General features: G+C 38.9%; 14 protein-coding genes. 11 read left to right on the plus strand and 3 right to left on the minus strand.

What is annotated here, in order from left to right:
• The coding region (locus GVN22_RS21330) for a FadR/GntR family transcriptional regulator (RefSeq protein ID WP_166553038.1) at nucleotides 1-573 on the minus strand (573 nt) is incomplete at its 3' end.
• 354 nt (nucleotides 574-927) lie between these two features.
• On the opposite strand from GVN22_RS21330, the gene GVN22_RS21335 reads away from it, so the two are divergent.
• The 11 genes from GVN22_RS21335 to GVN22_RS21385 all read left to right on the plus strand — a co-directional run bounded on the left by GVN22_RS21335 (nucleotide 928) and on the right by GVN22_RS21385 (nucleotide 16,759).
• Nucleotides 928-4,200 carry a TonB-dependent receptor gene (locus GVN22_RS21335; RefSeq protein WP_166553039.1) on the plus strand — a complete coding sequence of 1,091 codons (3,273 nt, stop codon included), beginning with the start codon at nucleotides 928-930 and terminating at the stop codon, nucleotides 4,198-4,200.
• 18 nt (nucleotides 4,201-4,218) lie between these two features.
• Entirely contained in the window at nucleotides 4,219-5,754 is a 1,536-nt protein-coding gene (gene nanU / locus GVN22_RS21340; protein ID WP_166553040.1) for a SusD family outer membrane lipoprotein NanU, read from the plus strand.
• 116 nt (nucleotides 5,755-5,870) lie between these two features.
• Nucleotides 5,871-6,800 carry a dihydrodipicolinate synthase family protein gene (locus GVN22_RS21345; RefSeq protein WP_166553041.1) on the plus strand — a complete coding sequence of 310 codons (930 nt, stop codon included), beginning with the start codon at nucleotides 5,871-5,873 and terminating at the stop codon, nucleotides 6,798-6,800.
• Nucleotides 6,801-6,803: 3 nt separating this feature from the next.
• Nucleotides 6,804-7,946 carry a hypothetical protein gene (locus GVN22_RS21350; RefSeq protein ID WP_166553042.1) on the plus strand — a complete coding sequence of 381 codons (1,143 nt, stop codon included), beginning with the start codon at nucleotides 6,804-6,806 and terminating at the stop codon, nucleotides 7,944-7,946.
• A gap of 227 nt (nucleotides 7,947-8,173) precedes the next feature.
• Nucleotides 8,174-9,394 (plus strand): MFS transporter, encoded by a 1,221-nt coding sequence (locus tag GVN22_RS21355; protein WP_166553043.1) that lies wholly within the window; start codon nucleotides 8,174-8,176, stop codon nucleotides 9,392-9,394.
• A gap of 112 nt (nucleotides 9,395-9,506) precedes the next feature.
• Entirely contained in the window at nucleotides 9,507-10,691 is a 1,185-nt protein-coding gene (locus tag GVN22_RS21360; RefSeq protein ID WP_166553044.1) for an AGE family epimerase/isomerase, read from the plus strand.
• A gap of 30 nt (nucleotides 10,692-10,721) precedes the next feature.
• On the plus strand, nucleotides 10,722-11,876 hold the full coding sequence (locus GVN22_RS21365) for an exo-alpha-sialidase (RefSeq protein ID WP_166553045.1): 1,155 nt from the start codon (nucleotides 10,722-10,724) through the stop codon (nucleotides 11,874-11,876).
• Nucleotides 11,867-13,822 carry a family 20 glycosylhydrolase gene (locus tag GVN22_RS21370; protein ID WP_166553046.1) on the plus strand — a complete coding sequence of 652 codons (1,956 nt, stop codon included), beginning with the start codon at nucleotides 11,867-11,869 and terminating at the stop codon, nucleotides 13,820-13,822. The genes GVN22_RS21365 and GVN22_RS21370 overlap by 10 nt, the downstream gene beginning before the upstream one ends.
• A gap of 6 nt (nucleotides 13,823-13,828) precedes the next feature.
• Nucleotides 13,829-15,370: a sialate O-acetylesterase gene (locus GVN22_RS21375; RefSeq protein ID WP_166553047.1), complete on the plus strand. Its 1,542-nt coding sequence runs from the start codon at nucleotides 13,829-13,831 to the stop codon at nucleotides 15,368-15,370.
• A gap of 41 nt (nucleotides 15,371-15,411) precedes the next feature.
• Nucleotides 15,412-16,095, plus strand: a complete 684-nt coding sequence (locus GVN22_RS21380) for a GDSL-type esterase/lipase family protein (protein ID WP_205690992.1) — start codon at nucleotides 15,412-15,414, stop codon at nucleotides 16,093-16,095.
• Between the two features lie 22 nt (nucleotides 16,096-16,117).
• The gene (locus tag GVN22_RS21385; protein ID WP_166553048.1) at nucleotides 16,118-16,759 is read left to right on the plus strand and encodes a YdcF family protein; all 642 of its coding nucleotides are present in this window, start codon (nucleotides 16,118-16,120) and stop codon (nucleotides 16,757-16,759) included.
• Nucleotides 16,760-17,727: 968 nt separating this feature from the next.
• Here the strand turns inward: GVN22_RS21385 and GVN22_RS21390 are convergent.
• A complete protein-coding gene (locus tag GVN22_RS21390) occupies nucleotides 17,728-18,870 on the minus strand; it encodes an efflux RND transporter periplasmic adaptor subunit (RefSeq protein WP_240915733.1) in 1,143 nt (380 codons plus the stop codon).
• A 9-nt stretch (nucleotides 18,871-18,879) separates the two neighbouring features.
• Complete coding sequence (locus GVN22_RS21395; protein WP_166553049.1) at nucleotides 18,880-22,155, minus strand: efflux RND transporter permease subunit; 3,276 nt, start codon at nucleotides 22,153-22,155, stop codon at nucleotides 18,880-18,882.
• Nucleotide 22,156 lies beyond the last annotated feature (1 nt).

Genomic DNA, 22,156 nt, shown 5'->3' on the forward strand with positions numbered 1-22,156 from the left:
TAGCAGGCCGCTATTGTGGACATAATCAAAAATCGGGAGTAACATTTTCTGGAAACTTTTGAGCGTTTTGTTGCCAGTAATTTCATAGAGCTTCCCATGAAAATTTATTTCGTGTTCAATGTTGAACAAATGCGATTCGCTAGAAGTAGGTTCGTTTTTGACAATTTCCTTCAACTCATCGATATCCTTTTGCGTGATTTTTTGAAAAATCAAATCAGCCATACCGATTTCCAAAACCAGGCGCAACTCAAAAATTTCACGCAAAGTATCCTCATCCAGAATGTAAGGATTCATGCTTTTGCTCATGATGCTTACAATGTCGGGGCTTGTAATTACTGAACCTTTTTTCTTTTTGGATTCGATAATTCCCATGGTTCGAAGTCGAGTAATCGCTTCACGAATTACGGTTCTACTCACGCCCAAGAGTTCGACTAATTCCACTTCTTTGGGAATTACATCACCAACTTTAAGTTTTCTGCTTTGGAGCAACTCTACCAAATTGGCCTCAACTTTATCTACCAACGAACTATTATCTACTGCGATAAAGCTATCGCTAAAGTCTTCATTTGTCATAATATGTATTACTTATTTTTATAAAAGTAGTATAATCTATCGAATTTGAAAAGCAAAAACCATGAAATTTAGACCTGAAAGGCATTTAATAGCCATTTTATTATTTTGTCTAACATGAAGTATATATTTTTTGATAAATCAACTATTTTGTATAAATAAATCCTCATAGTTGTACTTATAAGTATTACATGTTATTGAATAAAATACATGAAAGTAAGTAGTAATGCCTCAATAAAGTAAGTATTTACTACTAAGTTAAAATAATTTATAAAAATTTTACTAAAAACTTGCATAAATGATTCGCTAGTCTATACCTTTGTTATGTCATACATAATACATTAACTAAGCTATATTATGAAAAACATTTATCAGAGAGTGGGTTTACTCATGATTTGCATTTTGTGGACATTTGTTTCATGGGGGCAAAGCAAAAAAGTGAGCGGAAAAATTACCGCCTTAGAAAGTGGCGAAGCGCTGCCCGGTGTTTCGATTCTCTTGAAAGGGAAAACACAAGGTGCCAGCACTAACGAAAAAGGAGAGTTTGCGTTGGTGGCTTCAGAAGGAGATATTTTGGTGATTAGCTATGTGGGATATATCAAGGAGGAAATCAAAATAGGAACTGCAACAAATCTGAGCATTCAGTTGCGTTCGGATGTTACTTCTTTGGGAGAGGTAGTGGTGGTAGGTTATGGCACACAATCGAGACGAAATATTACGAGTTCGATTGGAAAGCTTGAAAAAGATATATTGGCGAATGCTCCAAGGGCTAACCTTGGGACAGCCTTACAAGGATCTTTGGCAGGTTTGCAAGTCATCAACCGTTCAGGAACGCCAGGCGCTGCACCTACTATTTTGCTTCGTGGGGGAGCTTCAATCAACAGCCCTGGAGCGCCGCTAGTGGTAGTTGATGGTGTCATTAGAGCACTTAATGACATTGCTCCAGACGATATTGAATCGATGGAGCTTTTGAAAGATGCAGCCTCAACAGCCATTTATGGAGCAAGAGCCAACAATGGGGTTATTTTGATTACTACCAAACAAGGAAAAGCAGGTGTGGCAAGAGTGAATTACAAATTTACCTTGGGTTACAACCAAAATCGAGAAGGATATAAGTACATGAATGCTCGTGATTATATCTATTACAATCGTTTGGGAAATTTGAACTCAGGTAGAACATTGGCGCAAGTTAATGCCACTCGTGGGTATGGCTTATTGACGGATGTTGCCAATTTAGGCTTATTTGATATTCGTGCCAATACGCCTGCCAATGCGGGTTTGCTAGCGCAAGGTTGGCAATCGATGGACGACCCTTATGGTGGTTCAATTTTATACAAAGATCATGGTGGCGAAATTGAGAATTTGATTTTTAGAAATACCTATACGCAAGACCATTACCTGAGTGTAGAAGGTGGCAATGATAAAGGAAAGTACTTTGCAAGTTTTGACTATTACAACGAACAAGGTGTCATTGTGGGTTCTGATTACAAACGCTATACGGGAAATCTGAATGGTTCTTACAAAGTAAGACCTAATTTAGAAATTTCGACGGGAGCAACGTTTTCAACTTCGTCTCAAATCGGAACGCTTGGCTCTGAAGCCAATACTTTGTACAGAAGTTTAGCCATTTGGCCAACGATGAATCCTTGGTTAGACTCTTTGAAAACTCAGCCAAATCCTGGCAATGGAGTTACGGATGGAAATCCGCTGTATTGGTTACAGAAAACAAAGCGTGAAAATGAGGTAAATCGTATTACAGTTAATGCTTCGGCGAAGTATGATATTACCAAAGATTTGTATTTGAAAGTCTCAGGCAATGCGTATTTGTTTGAGTCACTGAATAACTCATTTAGTTTAGCCACTCAAAACTATACAAACTTGTACACTAATCCAGTGTCGTATAGTAATACTACTAGAAATGCGTCATCGCTATTCTCTCGTTCGTTCCAACAGCAATACAATGCGATTTTGAATTACCAGAAAAATCTTGGAGATAAGCATCATTTGACTGCCATGATTGGTACGGAATATTTCAAACAAAAAACTTTTGAAATGCAAGTTTTAGGTCAAAATGCACCAACCGATGACATTGAAACCGCCAATGCTTCGACCACATTTGCTGCTGGAAGTAATTATTCTTATAAAGATGAATATCGTATTTTCTCACAATTTGGTCGTTTGAACTATGATTTTGATGAACGCTATTTGTTGAATTTTGTGGTAAGAAGAGATGGTATTTCAAGTTTGGCTTCGGATAATCGATTTGGTATTTTTCCGGGAATGTCGGCAGGTTGGAATTTACACAAAGAGGAGTTTTTTAAAAATAGTAGTTTGAGTGATTACGTGAGTTCGGTAAAACCAAGATTTAGTTACGGGGTAAACGGTAACGTTGCAGGTATTGGAAATTATGAAGTGCAAGGAGTTTATGGTTCTCAAGGAAATTATAATACCAATTTGGGCTTTTTGAGTACAAGTATTATTAACACAGGCTTGCGCTGGGAGAAAAGTACTACTTTGGACGTTGGTGTAGACGTTGGTTTACTCAAAAATCGTATCAGCTTGATGGTGGATTATTATGACCGTCGTACCAGCGATTTGTTGACCAACTTGACCCTACCAAGTTATACAGGATACAGCTCTGTACGTACCAATTTGGGAACGTTCCAAAACACGGGGTTAGAATTGACTTTGAATGCAACAATTCTACAAAAACCAAACGGATTAGTTTGGAATGTAGGAGGTAATGTTTCATTTGTTGCAAACAAAATTTTACAACTTCCATACAACGGCAATGAAAATAATCGCCAAGGCGGATTGCAAGTGTATGACCCTGCACAAGGAAAAGTAGTGTGGGTAGGAGGTTTGCAAGAAGGTCAGCCATTGGGTGCTATTTATGGCTACAAACAAGTGTCGATTTTCAAAAATGATGAAGAAGTAGCTCGTATTGCGGGTAATAGAGTAGATAATATCGCAGGAATTGGCGGTCCATCGACAACGATGACTAATAAAATTGCCCCAGGAGATGTCAATTGGCTCGACGTAGATAACAACAATATCATCGACTCTCGCGACCAAGTGTATTTGGGCAATGTTAATCCCAATGTCATAGGAGGATTTACTTCAACCTTGTCTTACAAGCGTTTTTCTCTCTTTACCAGATTTGATTTTGCATTAGGACATACAATTTATAATGACCTTGTGGCTCGTACACTGGGTAACTATCAGGGAACTTTCAACTATCTCGAATTGCAGAAAAATGCTTGGTCACCAACCAATACCGATACTGATATTCCAAAAGTGTATTATGCAGATCAAGTAGGAGCACCAGCAGGAAAGAAAAACTATACGAGAGCCAATAACGCTGGAGCGGTTTTGAATGGCAACAATTCAAGATTTTATGAAAAAGGTGATTACTTAGCTTGCCGTGAAATTACGCTTTCTTATGATTTGTCAAAAAGTACCATCGTGAATAAACTATTCTCTCAAGCTCGTATTTACGCCAACTTCAATAACCTTTTCTATATCACGAAGTTTAGCGGTCCTTCGCCAGAGCCAGCTTCAGGAGGAATCTATTCGGGTACGTATCCAACGCCAAGAACTGTTGTGATGGGAGTACAAGTGTCATTTTAATATTAAAGAAACCGATTTATGAAAAAGATATTTAAGATAACCTTTTTAGGAATAGCGATAGGTTTGGGAATGACTGCTTGTAATACAAGTCTCGATCTAGCGCCCATCAGTAGCATCAGTGACGCTAATTATTGGAAAACAGCCGATCAATTCGATGCTTTTATTTCAGGAGTTCATTCAAGACTAAGAAGTCATAATGCCAATATTCAAGCTTTGGGCGAAATGCGCTCTGATATATTTGGTACTGAAGCTAATAGTGCCAGTACCTTCACGGGTGAGGCCACACAAGGCTTAGAAAGAATGTGGCAACATACCCTCGATTTAGACAATTCAGGCGTGAGCAATTTTGGAGGATTTTATACCAATATTGTGCAGTTGAATTTATTGATTAGTAAGTTAAATACGACCAATATCGTAAGTACTACCAACAAGAATTACTATTTGGGCATAGCCTACGGTATGCGTGCCTATTACTACTTCCATTTGTATCGTACATGGGGAAGCGTAGTGATTCAGACTGAGCCAGTTTTGTCCATTGATATTGCCAACTTGGCGAAGGAGGCTTCTCCAGAATCAGCAGTGATGGATTTGATAAAATCAGATATTGATAAATCTATTGCTAGTTTTGGTAGCGATTATTCTTTCAGAAATAATAAAGGCTATTGGTCAAAAGCCGCTTCATTGATGCTCAAAGCAGAAGTATCATTATGGAATAGTCAAAGAGGTGGTGGCGTAGCCGATGCTACAACAGCATTGAATGCTTTGAACGAAATCAGAACCAATATCCCAAACCTTACGCTGTTGCCAAGTTTTAGCAATGTTTTTGCCTCAAATAATAAAGGTAATAACGAAATCATTTTTGCTATTCGCTATGTGTTGAATGAAGCAAGTATGGGTTTTGTATCAAGTAGCTTTGTTCCACAAACAGGCTTAATTTCAAACTTTTATGACTTGAATGGCTCTCGCCAGTTCAACGTAAATGTTGACAACTGGAGTGGCTTATTGCGTGCCCCTGTGCGTATTGCCACATTCAAAAAATTTGATGAAGCTGATACTCGTCGTTTGTCTTCGATTCAGCCAGCTTTTGAGAAGCGTAGCACAGGTTTTGAGCTAGTAGGCTGTTTTACCAATAAATTCCAAGGCGAGCAAAATGCAGGCTCACGTGTATATACTAACGATTATCCGATTTATCGTTTTGCTGATTTGTTGTTACTTACTGCCGAAGCGAAAATACTGTTAGGTCAAGATCCTTCTACCGAAATCAATCAGGTGCGTGCTAGGGCTTTTGGGGCTAATTATGTGGCTAGTAAATATGGCTTTCCGAATCAAGCCAGAGATAAAGACCCTAAAAATGCTATCTTAGATGAACGTTTGTTTGAGTTCATTTTTGAAGGAAAACGTTGGTACGACCTTCGTAGATTTGGTAATAGCTATGTTTTTGCCAATACGACTTTATCAAGCAACGAAGCTTATAAAGTGCTATGGCCAATCGACCGTAACTCATTGACAAATAACCGTTCGTTGGTACAAACAACGGGGTATCCAAGCTTTTAATTTGAATTAAGAAAACTATAAAAAAGGCAATTATAGAGGTACAAGTGAAAAGATTTTAGTGTGAAACTGTACCTCTATACCTTTGATTCATTATCCCAGAAATAAATAATACTAATATGAAAATAGCTCATCTTCAAGGACTTATTGCTGCTCCTTTTACTCCTATGCACTCAAATGGAAGTTTGCATCTGGAATTGATTGAAGAATATTACCATTTGCTCAAATCCAATGGTGTGACAGGTGCCTTTATTTGTGGCTCAACAGGCGAAGGGGTTTCGTTGACGCATACCGAAAAACGAGCGGTTGCTCAGGCTTGGGCGAACGCAACTTTAGGTGATCCAGATTTTAAAGTAATGCTTTTTTTGGGCGGTACAAGTATTGCCGATTGTAAAGAGTTGGCGCTATATGCTCAAGAATTAGGCTTGTATGCTATTTCGTTTACTTCGCCCTTTTATTTTAAACCAAGTTCTGTAGAAAAGCTTGCAGAGGTTTGTCAAGAAGTAGCTTCTGTAGTGCCTGAGATGCCTTTTTACTATTACCATATTCCTGTGTTGACTGGCGTTAACTTTGCCATGTATGATTTGTTGAAAGCCATAGATGGAAAAGTACCCAATTTTGCAGGAATCAAATATACGCATGAGGATTTCATGGATTATCAGTCATGTCTAGAATTTCAAAGCAGGAAATATGATATGCTTTGGGGGCGCGATGAAAATATGCTGGCGGCTTTGAGTTTAGGGGCAAAAGGTGCCGTAGGAAGTACCTTCAACTATGCCGCACCTTTGTACCATGATTTGATTGAGGCTTTTGACAAAAATGATTTACCTAAAGCTAGAGCCTTACAAATGCAATCTATCGAAATGATTCGTTTGTTGGGCAAATATGGAGGAATCGCAACAGGAAAAGCCTATATGAAATTAGTTGATATGGATTGCGGAACGTTTAGGCTACCCGTTAGAAATATGACAGATACTCAATTCGAACTTTTCAAGAAGGATGTTGAAGCATTGAATTTCTCTGTATTTTGTTCAAAAATGCATGCTTAAATTATGAAAAATTTACTTATGTCTACGATTATTTCTTGTATAGGATATACCAACGATGTGCTGAGTGATGTACCGCCTCAAATTCAGTGGTCGGTATTACATTCATTGCCAGTAGCCAATGGACATACCAAACAAGCGGGTTTGGCTGGACCAATCGTTGGGGTATCTCAAAATGTGTTGATGATAGCTGGTGGAGCTAATTTTGAAGATGCTTTGCCTTGGGAGGGTGGAAAAAAGAAGTATTTCGATGACATTTATGTATTACACAAAGATACTAACAGGGCGCTTTTCTGGCATTCTCAAACTTTTCGACTGCCTCAAAAAATGGCTTATACGACCACCGTTCAGTCTTCTCAAGGGCTGATTTGCATCGGTGGTGAAGACCAAGAAGGTTATCGAAAAGAGGTTTTTGTTCTCAAATGGAATCCGCAGAAGGAACAACCAGCCATAGAATCTTTACCTGATTTACCACAAGGAATTAGTAATGCGGCAGCCACCATAGTTCATGATTCGGATATTTACTTGGCTGGTGGCGAAACCCCAACGGGTGTTTCGAATCAATTACTCAAATTAGATTTGAAACACATATCACTTGGTTGGCAACTCGTTGCAGTGCTTCCTGTGCGTCTTTCACATTCTTTACTGTTTAATCTCAACCATCAATTATATCTAGTTGGCGGACGCCAAAGGCAAGCCAATGGCATAAGCGACTTTTACGATTCTTGCTATTTTTTTTATAGTCATAAAAAAGCTTGGACTGCACAGAAATCTTTGCCTTATGCTATTTCGGCAGGAACTGGGGTTGTGGTAGGCAAAAATCAATGTATGTTATTTGGTGGAGATAAGGGCGAAACATTTCATCAGGTAGAAATTTTGTTGGCACAAATTGCCCAAGAATCAGACCCTGAGAGGAAGGCTAAACTCATTGCCCAAAAAAATAATCTACAGGTCAATCACCCAGGTTTTAGTCGAGAAATATTACTGTTTGATTCCCAGAAAAATACATGGAAAAAGCTTGGGAAAATTCCTTTTTCTGTGCCAGTAACCACTACGGCAATTATTTGGGATAACAAAGTCATTATTCCCTCAGGCGAAATAAAAGCAGGAGTAAGAAGTGTAGGAATATTAGTAGGAGAAATCAAATAGGGTTTTAGAAAAGGTATGTGTTAGTGATGAGTTATGAATTGTGAGTGGTGATTTAAAGTGTTAGTAGTCAGAATATTATATTTAAAAATCAATGCTAATTAAAATCGAAGTTCCTAGTTCAAGACTTAGTCTTGGACTCACTATTTTAAACAGTTTAAAATTGTTTTTCATAAAACACAATACCGAGGTTGATGTCCGCAATCAGAAATCCAAAATCACCAATTAAAATGTTATCGAATTCCAAAAACTATAAATGGCTTGTTGTAGCGCTACTTTGGGTGGTAGCATTGCTCAACTATCTCGACCGACAGATGCTTTCGACCATGAAAGCAAGCATGCAGGTGTCGATTGTTGAGCTTCAGACTGCTACAAATTTTGGGCAATTAATGGCCATTTTTCTTTGGATATATGGGCTTATGAGTCCTATCTCAGGATTGGCTGCCGACCGGATTAATCGCAAATGGATTATTGTCAGTAGCTTGTTTGTATGGTCTGCTGTGACATTATTGATGGGTTTTGCTCAAAATTTTCCTCAATTATTGGCTCTTCGGGCATTGATGGGCTTTAGCGAATCGTTGTACATTCCTGCCGCTTTGTCGCTTATTGCTGATTATCATGATTCTAAAAGTCGTTCAATTGCCATTGGCATTCACATGACGGGCTTGTATATAGGTCAATCGCTCGGTGGATTTGGAGCAACGATTGCAGCATCTTTTTCATGGCAAGCAACTTTTCAACTATTTGGTTTTGTCGGTGTGGGATACGCCCTTTTACTAATGGTTTTATTAAAAGAAAATCGAAAAAAAATAGAAGATAGTAGTATTGAATTGTCAGAAAATCAGATAGTTAATAATTTGAAAAGCTTGTTTGGGAATACCGCTTTTATCTTGTTATTACTTTATTTTACGATTCCTAGTTTGTCAGGCTGGGGTATCAAAAATTGGCTTCCTACGCTATTTTCTCAAAGTCTCAGTATTGATATGGCTCAGGCGGGTCCACTGTCTACCATCACCATGGCATTTTCCTCTTTGGTTGGCGTTCTTGCAGGAGGATATTTATCTGACCGATGGATACAAACGCATATTCGAGGACGAATTTTTGTGAGTACCATAGGTTTGGGACTCACGATTCCTGCCTTGTTTTTACTCGGTTTTGGTACGGAAGTTTGGCATTTGGTAGGAGCTGCTATCTGTTTTGGGTTAGGATATGGCATGTTCGACGCCAACAATATGCCTATTCTTTGTCAAATCGTTTCCGAAAAACAACGCGGTACTGCCTACGGACTTATGAATATGTGTGGGGTATTCGCAGGAGCATTGATTACCAATATTCTAGGAAAATCTACCGACCAAGGAAATCTAGGATATGATTTAGCGAGTTTGGGAGGCTTAGTTTTTATCGCCTTAGGGATTTTTCTAGCATCAATAAAGCCCAAAATAGCAAAGTGAAAATTGGATAGTTATGGACAAAGAGAAGAGCGATTGATTACCTGATGTGTACATGCTTCATCAAGGTAAGGCTCTCCCTTTTCTTTCAATTTCTAAAAATATACAATCCAAAATGAACATCCAACGACTTACAACATTAAGAGATTTTTATAAAAAACAATTACTAGAAGATACCATACCCTTTTGGTTTCCTCGAAGTATAGATTGGGAATATGGCGGTTATCTGCTCATGAGAGATCAAGATGGATCGCTCATCGACGATGATAAAGCTGTTTGGATTCAGGGAAGGGCAAGTTGGACACTTTCGACTTTGGTGAATACTTTTGGCGAAAATGAAATGTGGCTCAATGGTGCCAAAAATGGGATAGATTTTCTGAACAAACATTGCTTTGATACCGACGGACAAATGTTTTTTCATGTAACTCGACAAGGCGAAGGTATTAGAAAACGTCGTTACTATTTCTCTGAAACTTTTGCTGTAATTGCTCACGCTGCTTATGCCAAAGCATCGGGCGATGAGGCTGCGGCTCAAAAAGCTCGTGAGTTATTTGGTAAATGTTTGGAGTACGCTACCAATCCAACCTTACTACCAGCAAAGTTTACAAATACTCGTCCAACGCGAGGTATAGGTGTACCGATGATTATGATGAACACCGCCCAGCAACTTCGTGAAACCATTGGTGATGAACGCTGTGATGTTTGGATTGAAACTTGGATTCAGCAAATAGAACAGTATTTTGTCAAAGACGATATTCGCTGTGTGATGGAAAGTGTGGCGCTCGATGGTAGTATTATCGACCATATCGACGGGCGTACTCTCAACCCTGGACATGCGATTGAAGGCGCTTGGTTTATTTTGCACGAAGCTCAATACCGTCACAACGACCCACATCTGATTGAATTAGGTTGTAAAATGCTCGATTATATGTGGGAAAGAGGTTGGGATAAAGAACATGGTGGTATTTTGTATTTTAGAGATGTTTACGACAAACCTGTACAAGAATATTGGCAAGATATGAAGTTTTGGTGGCCACATAACGAAACCATTATTGCCACTTTATTGGCTTACTTGATGACAGGAAACGAAAAATATGCACAGTGGCATCAAATGGTACATGACTATGCCTACCAGCACTTTCATGACCCTATTAATGGTGAATGGTATGGGTATTTACACCGTGATGGAAGCCTTGCGCAAACTGCCAAGGGTAATTTGTTTAAAGGACCTTTTCATTTACCTCGCCAAGAATGGTATTGTTATAAAATTTTGAATGACTTTTTAGAAAAAAGAGGATAGAACATCAGCGTTAGATATTTAACTATAACTATGAAAAAAATACTAGTAATCATTCTGAGTGTCTTGTTGACAAGTCAATTGTGGGCGCAAGTGCCTGTTTTTACCTCAGGACAAGAGGGACATAAGTCTTTTAGAATACCTGCCATAATTGGTTTACCTTCGGGTGAATTATTGGCTTTTGCCGAGGGGAGAGTCAACGGAAGTGGTGATTTTGGAGATATTAATATTGTTCTGAAACGTAGCAAAGACCAAGGAAAAACATGGGGTAATATCGAAGTTGCTATCAATTATGATTCTCTTCAAGCGGGTAATCCTGCGCCAGTCGTTGACCTTACCGACCCAAAGTATCCGCAAGGACGTATTTTCTTGTTTTACAATACTGGAAATAACCACGAAGGAGAAATTCGAAAAGGGCATGGAATTAGAGAAGTTTGGTTTGTAACCTCTGTTGATGCAGGTCACACGTGGTCGAAGCCTCAGAATATCACCACGCAAGTACATAGACCTAACCAACCGAAGATTAATCCTGCCTATCAGTTTCAGGAAGATTGGCGTTCGTATGCCAATACGCCTGGGCATGCTACACAGTTTTTGAAAGGCAAATACAAAGGGCGTATCTATGTGGCTGCCAATCACTCGCAGGGCGAACCACAGGCTCATTTTGTAGATTATTTTGCGCACGGATTTTATAGCGATGACCACGGAAAAACTTTTCATTTGAGCGAAACCATCAACATTGCAGGAGGGAATGAAGCTACAGCAGCTCCTTTGTCAGGCAATAAATTGATGTTTAATGCTCGTAATCAAAAAGGAGATATTCGTCAGCGAATTGTAGCGATTAGTAACGATGGGGGACAACATTGGCACGATACCTATTTTGACCCAAACCTTCCAGACCCTGTATGCCAAGGAAGTATTCTGAGCTTTACAGAAGGCAAAAGGACTATTCTTGCTTTTTGTAATGCCGCAGATACCAAAAATAGAGATAACCTTACATTAAGAATTAGTTATGACGAAGGAAAAACGTGGGTGAAAAATTGGGTTATCGACAAAGCCGAAGCAGGGCATTCACGCGACAATGCCGCCTATTCGGATATTGTGCCAGTGGGAAAAAATCAAATTGGGATTTTGTACGAAAAGGACAACTATAAGCAAATTATTTTTCACACTGTGTCATGGAAGTAAGATTGATAATGGTAAGCTTGTGGATGTTCTTGAGCCATTTTTTTGCTTTGAGTCAAACACCACAGTATCCAAGTTTGATTCCTTTGCCCAAACAATTGACTTGGACAACACAAGCATTTGATTTGACTCAGGCAATGGCCGTTTACTACAATGATAAAAGTTTAAAATCCGAAGCAATTTTTTTACAGAAACAGCTTTCAAAAAAGGGATATAAGCTAAAAGTTCTTTTTCAAAAAAATGCTCCTCTACAAGGCATCAGTTTGAGTTTAGGTCAAGTTATTGCCAGCCATTTACCTGAAGAAGCTTATCAACTTGAGGTGTTTTCTCAAAAAGTGATGCTAAAAGCTAATACCTCGCACGGGGTTTTTAATGGTATACAAACCTTTTTACAGCTACAAAAAAACAAGGAAATTCAGGGTTGTTCTATCAAGGACAGCCCAGCTTTTGCATGGCGAGGCTATTTGGTAGATGTTGGTCGTAACTACCAATCTATGTCACAGCTGAAAGAGCAAATCGACGTGATGACCAGTTATAAGCTCAACGTTTTTCATTTTCATCTGACCGAAGATGTGGCTTGGAGATTAGCGATAAAAAAGTATCCCCAACTTACCGATGCCAATACGATGTTGCGTCAAAAAGGGAATTTTTATCGTATTTCTGACATGATGCAATTGATAGATTATTGTAAAGAACGACATATCGAATTTGTTCCTGAAATAGATATGCCCGGTCATAGTCAGGCATTTGAACGAGCGATGGGTGTATCGATGCAGAGTACAGAAGGCGTAAAAATTGTCAAAGAAATTATCAAAGAAGTTTGTCAAACGTATCCGATTAAGCATTTTCATATTGGGGGCGACGAGGTAAAAATCACCAATCAAGACTTTTTGCCTGAAATGACTCAATATGTCAAAAGTTTTGGAAAAAAAGTAATTGGCTGGTCGCCTGGGGGGAATTTACCCCAAAATACCATCAGACAATTATGGATGGGACACGAGTCTATTCCTGAGGGAGAAGTTTATATCGATTCTCGACATTTGTATATCAATCATATAGACCCGCTGGAGGTTGTAACAACACTTTTTCAACGAAAAATTGGCGATCGTTCACAATCAGACCAGCAGGTAATAGGCGCCACTTTGTGTCTGTGGCATGATAGAAACATTCGCCAAGAAAAAGATTTATTAACCATGAATGCCGTATATCCTAGTATGTTAGCTTTTGCGGAACGAACGTGGGTAGGAGGGGGACAAACACAATGGGTGACAAACATCGATGTGAAAGAGGTAGATGCTATTGCTAAATTTGACAATTTTGAAAAGAGATTACTTGTACAAAAAATACAAAATTTTCGAGATAAACCTTTTCCCTATCATCCTCAAGGACATATTCGTTGGCAATTATTTGGTCCATTTTTTAATCAAGGAAAACTTGATAGCACTTTTGTTCCAGAACAGACTAATTTTCTAAATCATAACCCAATACCTAACCAAGAAGCACTAGGCGGTACGGTCGTTTTACGGCATTGGTGGTCACCCGTTGTTAAAGGAATATTATCTAATCCACAAGAAAACACCACTTGGTATGCTATCCAAAAAATCTGGATGCCTACCGATACTACTGCCTATTGCTGGATAGGATTCAATAATATTTCTAGGTCGATGGCTACCAATGTTCCGCCTCTGTCTCAATGGGATACTCGTGCGAGTAAAATTTGGGTCAATGATCGACTCATAGAAGCTCCTTTATGGACGAATGCAGGGCAAAATCCTACATTGGAACAACCCCTAACTGACGAAGGATATGAGTATCGCCAACCAATTAGGATTCAACTACATAAAGGTTGGAACGAAATAAAAGTTAAAGCTCCTGTAGGTACTTTTAAAGGAAGTGATTGGCAAAATCCCGTGAAATGGATGTTTACAGTTTTGCCATTTTTTGAATAAGCAATCATGAAAAAATATCTTTTTACACTTCTATGCAAATTGCTGTGCTTGAGTCAATTGGCGCAAGCACAGCTTGAATTACCCGCTATTTTTAGCGATAATATGGTATTGCAGCAGAAAATGGCTATTCCTGTTTGGGGAAAGTCATGTCGAGGTTGTGAGGTGAACGTTTCGTTTGATGGTTTTTCCCTAAAAACTAAAACAGATAAGAATGGTCATTGGAAAGCCAATATGCCTGCTCATACTGCGGGCGGTCCTTTTCAATTACTGGTTACTTCTCAAAAGCAGCGACTAGTTTTTCAAAATATTCTAGTGGGCGAAGTGTGGCTTTGTGCTGGTCAGTCCAATATGGAATTTCGTTTGGAACAAACCAAAAATGCCAAACAAGAAATATCTCAAGCCAATAATGCTCAAATTCGATTGTTTCGCATGACACCCCGTGCTGTGGCTCGTCCCTTGGCTAAGGTGGTATTTAGTGATAGTCTTTTGTCTGATTTACAAGCAGGTAAGTTTTATGAGCCAACGAGCTGGCAACTATGTACGCCCGAAACAGCTGCTAAGTTTTCGGCGGTGGGTTATTATTTTGGTAAACAATTACAGCAAAAGCTCAATGTACCAATTGGGCTAATTTGTAATGCCGTTGGCGGTACTACTACCCAAGCTTATATCGATTCGGCAAGTTTGGCTTCGCATCCTCAATTACAGCAGTTTGTGGATAAAGATTGGTTACCAAAAGCCCAAGATATTCATCCTTGGGTATTGGAGCGGAGCAATGAAAATTTGGCTCTTGTGTTACAAGATGCTACGCCCAATCGTAAATTATTACATCCATTTGCAGGTTCTTTTTTGTTTAATAATGGGATAAAACCTCTAGCGCCCTTTGCCATCAAAGGCGTGATTTGGTATCAGGGCGAATCCAATGCCACACATCCCGAAATTCACAAGCCTTTGTTTGAAGCTTTGGTAAAAAGCTGGCGAAAAACATGGAATCAAGGTGATTTTCCTATTTATACAGTCCAGCTTCCTGCTATTGCTAATCGTTCTGGCTGGCCTGCTTTTCGTGCAAGTCAGTTTGAGTTGAGTCAAAAAATTAATAACGTTGGAATGGTTGTGAGTATCGACACAGGGGATTCATTGGATGTTCACCCGACTGATAAAAAACCTATTGGCGAGCGACTGAGTTTATTAGCTTTGGCCAAAACCTATCAGTTATCCCTTGATTATTCAGGACCTATTTTTAAAGAATATCAGCAAAAAGGAAATACTATTGAACTTAGCTTTGACTTTGCCAGACAACTGCAAACCAGTGATGGATTAAATCCCAGAGGCTTTATCTTGCAAGGATTTAATCTAGGAGGAACAGAAGCATCTTTCTTTTATCCTGAAAAAATAACGCTCTTTTCTGATAAAATAATCCTTACCTTGCCTTCGGATAAACAGGTTACCCAAATCAATTATGCATGGCTTCCTAATCCAAAATGTAATATTGTCAACGAGGCTAATTTACCATTGATGCCATTTAAAATAGAATTGAATGGGAATTTTTAAAACGGATTTTACGATAAACGAACATATTTAACATTTCATCTATGAAAATCAGATTTGCAATAGGCTGTGTATTCGGCCTATTTTTTGCCTTTATGGCACAGGCTCAACAAGTAAAGTATCGTTTTCCAGATTCTTTATTTTCAACCTATTACCATCAAAGAGTAGCTCTTTTTAAAGTTTTGCCCAAGACCTCAAAAGATATCATTATGTTGGGCAATAGTATTACCGACGGCGGAGAATGGTCTGAAATGTTTCAAAATCCTCATATTAAAAACAGAGGTATCAGTGGCGATATTAGCGCAGGAGTATTGAACAGAATCGATGAAGTAGCTGAAAGAAAGCCAGCCAAAGTATTTTTGTTAATAGGCACAAATGATTTGGCAAGAGGTATTTCACCTGATAGTGTGGTCAAAAATATTCGTCAGATTGTGGCAATTTTGCATGAAACATCGCCTAAAACGCAGATTTTTGTACAAAGTATTTTCCCTGTGAATGAATCTTTCAAGAAATTCGGGGGACATACTAGTAAAAAAGCTGAAATCATTCAAGTAAATCAGTCTTTGAAAAGTTTGAGCGAATCAATGCCATTTGTCTACGTTGATGTATATACAAGTTTGGTAGACGAAACAGGTCGTATGAATCCAAAATTTACCAATGATGGACTTCATTTGTTAGGAGAGGGATATTTAGCATGGAAAAAAGTGATTGAAAAGTATCTCAAGTAGAAATTAATAATAGCTCATTTATATGTTGCCCGAAGAGAAAATTTATAACTATCTAAATAAACGTTGTGTCCCTCAACATCCCGATTTTATATTGGTATTGGGAAGCAGTGATTTGCGTGTACCGAAGTTTTCGGCCGAGTATTTTTTACAAAATCCTGTAAGTTATATCGTCGTTTCAGGTGGTTTGGGAAAAGTCACCAATGAAATCTGGACGGAGACAGAAGCACAAAAGTTTTCCCAAGTCATGATAGATTTGGGCGTTCCATCTGAGAAAATCTATTTAGAAGAAAAGGCCTCTAACACAGGTGAAAATATTCTTTTTTCCAAAAAAATTATTGAACAACACGGCTTACCACATCATGAAGGTTTGTTGATTGCCAAACCTTATATGACTCGCCGAGCTTATAATACTGCTTCTCAACAGTGGACTGAGGTAAAATGGTCGACCGCAGCCGAACCACTGACTTATCATGAATATTTAGAATTGGTAGACGATCAAGAAACCTTTATTCACTTGATTGTCGGTGATTTGCAACGTATAAAAGTATATGGAGAATTGGGCTTTCAGATTCCAGAGCAAGTTCCTGAAGATGTTTGGTTTGCATTTGAAGAGTTAGTCAAAAGAGGGTATAATCGATATGTTTTCCGTCAAGAAAGTAGGTGAATAATATAACATTACTACCAAACTTCACCAGTAATGGAATGACAATAAAGTGGTTAGTCTCTTTCCCTTTTCTGATGACTTTATCGGAAACTGCTTTTACTTTTTGACTCCTACTGCAAGACAGATTGGATTAAAGTCGAGTTCTCGTGAAATATTGCTGAATGAAAAGCTCAAATCGACATCGATACGTTTCTTAATAAGCCAAGAGTGAGAATCTTGATTATTAGAAATTTGTAGAATAAAATATAATAGTTATGGCATGCTAAGAATAAAAAACGCTGGTTTTCGGATACAGCTCATTCAATTACTATCAAGTTCTAAAAACGTTTAAAATACATATCATAAACTTGTACCAATAACAAAGTATTTTTTATGGCAAATAAATTAGGTAAAAGGTACAATATACAGTCATTTGATATCAAGATGATCAAAAGGCATCTGTGCTGGAGACAAGTGTAGAAAGCTGATATTTTATACTGCAACTTTATCAGTGTTAATTATAAATTTTGCCTAGATTCGTTGGAGGAATAGTTTCTATTTCTCAATCTATCTTTTCATGGTATGTCATAGGTCTTCTTATTACTCTCACAGCAGTTGTAATCTTGAGTATGGTGCTGATGATTTAAGGAAATCTCATTGAGTGATTACTCGTTTACTTTTCATCAAACATGAGTCATTCCTAATTTAGCGATTGAATGAATGATTAATTTAAAATTTGTATTCTGGTAGTAGAGACGCAATGATTGCGTCTTAAGCTGAGTAAAATCTAGCATAGTAGCATCAAAAAAGCAGTCGGAAAATATTTTCCGACTGCTTTTTTGATGAAAACTTAGAGAATAACCCCAATCTTAAAATTCGGGATGACTCATGTTTGATCCTATATTTCGAATGACATCTCTTTAGACGTAAAGCATTACATCTCTACAAGTAAAATCAATCACTCATTCACTCAACCACAAATCACTCAATTACTTTAATTTAACAGGAAAACCATTTCTGATTTCTTCACTGGCGGTTTTTACAAGCTTATCGCCTTCTTTTAAGTCTCCAAAAATTTCGATTTTGCCATCTGATTCACGACCTTTTTCTACGTCTATCCACTCGGCATTGCCATTGACAATCTTGATGATAAAAACTCTTTCTGGCGCACTTACTACCGCAGATTTTGGCACCACAAAAGTAGGAACTTGCGAAGGCATATTCAAATTGACTTCCGCAATCATGCCTGGAAGTAGTTTCTTACTTGAATTATCAATATCCATCTCAATGCGTTCTGCACGGAGTTTGGTGTCCAATGCTCCTGCTACACGTTTGATTTGTGCTTTGAATAGTTCATTTGGGCGAGATCTTACTCTGAAACTAATCGTACTCTGTGGTGATAAATAGGCAGTGTACATTTCAGGAATTGCTACAGCCAAACGAAGCACTTTTTGATTTTGTAAGAAAAACATCGGTTTGTCCGACCCTTTGCCCGATGGACCTACATAGGCGCCCAAACTAATATTACGCACCGAAATCGTACCATCAAACGGAGCACGAACTTCTAAGTAGTTCTTGGTATCTGCAATTTCTTTGTAATTGGCTTTTGCTGCTTCTAACAAAGCAAAATCAGCATTTTTGCGTGCCAAAGCTTGATCTAATTCGTTTGGTGAGATAGTCCCAGGGGTTTGGGAGGTATGATACAAACGATCATAATTGGCCTTGCTAGCAATATAAATAGCTTCTTGTGATTTTAAACGAGAAGAAGCTGCTGTCAACTGCGCTGTGATTTCTGGTGCGTCCAAGCTTGCCAATAATTGTCCTGCACGTACTTCAGAACCTACATCGACAGTCATTTGGCGCACAAAACTGTTGACTTTTGCATAAAGTTCTACGTCTTGCTTGGCAGTTAGCTCACCCGGCAATTGTAGAGAAGCAGTCATTTTTTCTTTTGCTAAAGAAAAGCCTTCTACGGTGGGAATCGTTGGAGCTGAAGCCGTTTTTTCTTTATGCTCAGATTTGGCTTCAGACTCGCCACAACTTGTAAATATCACAGAACTTAATACTAATCCCGTGGCAAAAAGAGTATATCTAAAAACAGTTGGATAATTCATAACTTTTGTCAGTTGCATGTTGGAATCTTATTTTGATTGATAGATAGTCGGGATAAAATGCTTACTTTCCTCATCTTCAGGGTCGAGTGAAACCGATTCAGTCGTGGTTGTTTCTTGGAACCAAGCAAAAACCAATGGTAAAAATACCAAGGCAGCGAAAGTCGAAGCCAATAGCCCTCCAATTACAGCACGTGCTAAAGGTGAGGTTTGGTCTCCCCCTTCGCCCAAACCCGAAGCCATTGGAATCATACCAACAACCATCGCTACACTGGTCATCAAAATCGGACGCAGACGCAATGACGCCGCCTCACGTGCAGACTTGAGCGCATTGCCATTATGTTTACGCAAATGCTCCGCATTGGTAATCATCAATACAGCATTGGCAATAGATACCCCCACCGACATAATAATTCCCATATATGATTGCAAGTTCAGGGTCGAGCGAGTCATTACTAGCATGAGCAATGCTCCTAAAATTACCGCAGGAACCGTTGTAAGTACCACGAAAGATACCTTGAACGATTGAAAATTAGCGGCCAACATCAAGAAAATTACCACAATGGCTACTAACAAACCCGACTGTAAACTATCTAGTGTTTCAGTCAATACTTTACTTAAACCTACTGGCTCAATCGTCAAACCACGAGGAAGTTCACCAAGGGAATCCAAAGCTTTGGTTACGCCTGTAGTAGCTGTACCCAAATCAGTTTTGTACAAATTGGCAGTAACCGAAATCACTGGAACTGCACCTAAGTTATCATTTTCGCCATACGTTTTACTTGGTGTAATCGTAGCCACATCACTCAATACAGGTCGGCTAGCGTTTCTTGTAATAGGAATCTCGCCAATATCCTGAATACTTTTAAGCTGATTTTCAGGGACTTGAACTTGAACACTATAAGTCTGGTTTGATTTTTCATCTACCCAAACACTTTTATCTGTATAGCGCGACGACGAAGTTGAGGCTGTAATAGAACGAGATATTTCGGCAATATCAATACCCAATTGTGCTGCACGAACACGGTCGATAGAAATATTGATAGCAGGATAGTTGGTTGATTGACCGATTTGGACATCTCTCAAATAAGGTAGCTCATTCAATTTCTCTATGACCTTTTTGGCATACTCTTCGTTATTTTTCTTATTTCTTCCCGAAATTCGAACCTCAATTGGCGTTGGCGAACCTTGACTTAATATCTTATCTGTCAATTCAATAGGCTCAAATGACAGTTGAATATCAGGCACTTTTGCTTTTACTTTTTCTCGAAGCTCTTCTTTTAAATCTTCTAAATTCACTTTATAGTGCTCTTCCAGTTGCACTTGTAAAACCGCCTCGTGTGGTCCACTCATAAACAAATAGATAGGACTGGTTGAAAATAACCCAGGGTGTTGTCCCACAAAAGCCGAAGTAATAGAAATGTTTTCTCGACCTACCATTTGTTCTAAAATACTCACCGTCTGAATCAATTTTTGCTCTGTGCGCTCAATACGAGTACCTTCTTTGGCACGAATACGTACCTGAAACTGACCGCCATTGGCTCTTGGCAATACATCACGACCAATATTTTTGAGTAAAAAGAACGCCGCCACACTTGCCAACACTAAATAGCTACCTACAACCAATTTGCGATGCGGTAATAGTCTATCCAGAAAAGCCATAAAACGAGTTTTGAATCGGTCAAACACTCCTAATTTAGTAGGTTTTGGTTCTACTAATACTTTTTTCTGATTCAAAGTATCTTTTTCTGACTCAGGACTTAAACCTGTCATTTGGAACTCCTCATCTTCTGTTATAGGATGACCCGCTTGTTTGGCATGGGCTTTAGCATGACCTTTCATCATCCAGTTGGCCATGATTGGGACAAAAGTTTGAGAAAGTAAAAACGAAACCAACATTGAGAAACCAATGGCTAACGATAAAGGCAAAAACAAAGCACCTGGAATACCTTTCATAGTAAAGGCTGGTGCAAAAACCGCCAAAATACAAAAGAGAATCAGCAATTTTGGAAAAGCAATTTCTTTACAAGCATCCCAAATGGCTAGTGCTTTAGGTTTGCCCATGTCCAGATGCTGGTGAATATTCTCAATCGTTACGGTAGACTCATCTACCAAAATACCAATCGCTAGTGATAAACCACTCAATGTCATGATATTGATGGTTTGTCCACTCAAATACAAAAATAGAACGCCTGAAATAATCGAGGTCGGAATGGTCATAATCACAATCAAAGCACCACGGGTATCTCCCAAGAAAAGTAATACCATCAAACCCGTCAAAACCGCACCGATGGCGCCCTCGCTCATCAAGCTTTTTACGGCATTCATTACATATACACTTTGGTCAAATTCGTAAGACAACTGTACATCTTCAGGCAATTGACTTTTGAATTTGGGAAGATTCTTTTTCAAATCTTGGACTACATCCCAAGTCGACGCATCAGCCGATTTGGTAATAGCCATATATACGGAGCGCTTGCCGTTGACCAAAGCGTAACTAGTAGTAATATCCGCAGCATCTTCCACCTTTGCTACGTCACGTAGGTACAAGTTGGCAACGCCTCCTTTAAAAATTGGAATATCCTGAAAATCTTCAATCTTTTTAATGGTTGTATTCACTGGCGTAATATAATTGACATCGCCAATACGAACGTTTCCAGAAGGTGAAGTTTGGTTGTTGAGTCGAATAGCTTCGACAATTTGATCAGGCGTAATATTGTGTGCCCGCATCAACTCAGGATCGGCTTTTATTACCACCGTTCGGATATTACCTCCAAATGGTGGTGGCGCCACCAACCCTGGGATTGAAGTAAACGACGAACGAATGTAAGTATTTGCCAAATCGAGCAATTCGTTATTTGACCGAACATCACTGGTCAACACCAACTGTCCAACGGGCAAAGTAGAGGCGTCAAAACGCAAAATAAAAGGAGGTTGTGAACCAGGAGGAAATATGGCTTGAGCACGGTTACTAAACGCCGATACTTCGGCGGCAGCTTGCGCCATATTAGTACCCTGATAAAAGGTCAACTTCATTAGGGTAAGTCCCTGAATGTTTTTGGTTTCGATACTTTTTACCCCCGAAACATACAATAATAAGTTGACATACTGCTTACCAAAAAAAGCCTCCATTTGAGTAGGAGTGTATCCACCAAAAGGGTGCGAAATATAAATAACAGGCAAGTTCATATCTGGAAAAATATCCACTTTAATATTGCGGACTGCATTTATTCCAAAAAAGACCATACCTGCCACCAATACCAAAATAGTAATGGGTTTGCGTAGGGCTGTTCTAATTAAGTTCATA

The sequence above is a fragment of the Cellulophaga sp. BC115SP genome, assembly GCF_009905545.1.
Taxonomy (GTDB): domain Bacteria; phylum Bacteroidota; class Bacteroidia; order Cytophagales; family Spirosomataceae; genus Flectobacillus; species Flectobacillus rivi.

Coding starts and splice junctions, on each gene's coding strand:
- GVN22_RS21335 (WP_166553039.1), top strand. CDS start 928: ATGAAAAACATTTATCAGAGAGTGGGTTTACTCATGATTTGCATTTTG.
- nanU (WP_166553040.1), top strand. CDS start 4,219: ATGAAAAAGATATTTAAGATAACCTTTTTAGGAATAGCGATAGGTTTG.
- GVN22_RS21345 (WP_166553041.1), top strand. CDS start 5,871: ATGAAAATAGCTCATCTTCAAGGACTTATTGCTGCTCCTTTTACTCCT.
- GVN22_RS21350 (WP_166553042.1), top strand. CDS start 6,804: ATGAAAAATTTACTTATGTCTACGATTATTTCTTGTATAGGATATACC.
- GVN22_RS21355 (WP_166553043.1), top strand. CDS start 8,174: ATGTTATCGAATTCCAAAAACTATAAATGGCTTGTTGTAGCGCTACTT.
- GVN22_RS21360 (WP_166553044.1), top strand. CDS start 9,507: ATGAACATCCAACGACTTACAACATTAAGAGATTTTTATAAAAAACAA.
- GVN22_RS21365 (WP_166553045.1), top strand. CDS start 10,722: ATGAAAAAAATACTAGTAATCATTCTGAGTGTCTTGTTGACAAGTCAA.
- GVN22_RS21370 (WP_166553046.1), top strand. CDS start 11,867: ATGGAAGTAAGATTGATAATGGTAAGCTTGTGGATGTTCTTGAGCCAT.
- GVN22_RS21375 (WP_166553047.1), top strand. CDS start 13,829: ATGAAAAAATATCTTTTTACACTTCTATGCAAATTGCTGTGCTTGAGT.
- GVN22_RS21380 (WP_205690992.1), top strand. CDS start 15,412: ATGAAAATCAGATTTGCAATAGGCTGTGTATTCGGCCTATTTTTTGCC.
- GVN22_RS21385 (WP_166553048.1), top strand. CDS start 16,118: ATGTTGCCCGAAGAGAAAATTTATAACTATCTAAATAAACGTTGTGTC.
- GVN22_RS21390 (WP_240915733.1), bottom strand. CDS start 18,870: ATGCAACTGACAAAAGTTATGAATTATCCAACTGTTTTTAGATATACT.
- GVN22_RS21395 (WP_166553049.1), bottom strand. CDS start 22,155: ATGAACTTAATTAGAACAGCCCTACGCAAACCCATTACTATTTTGGTA.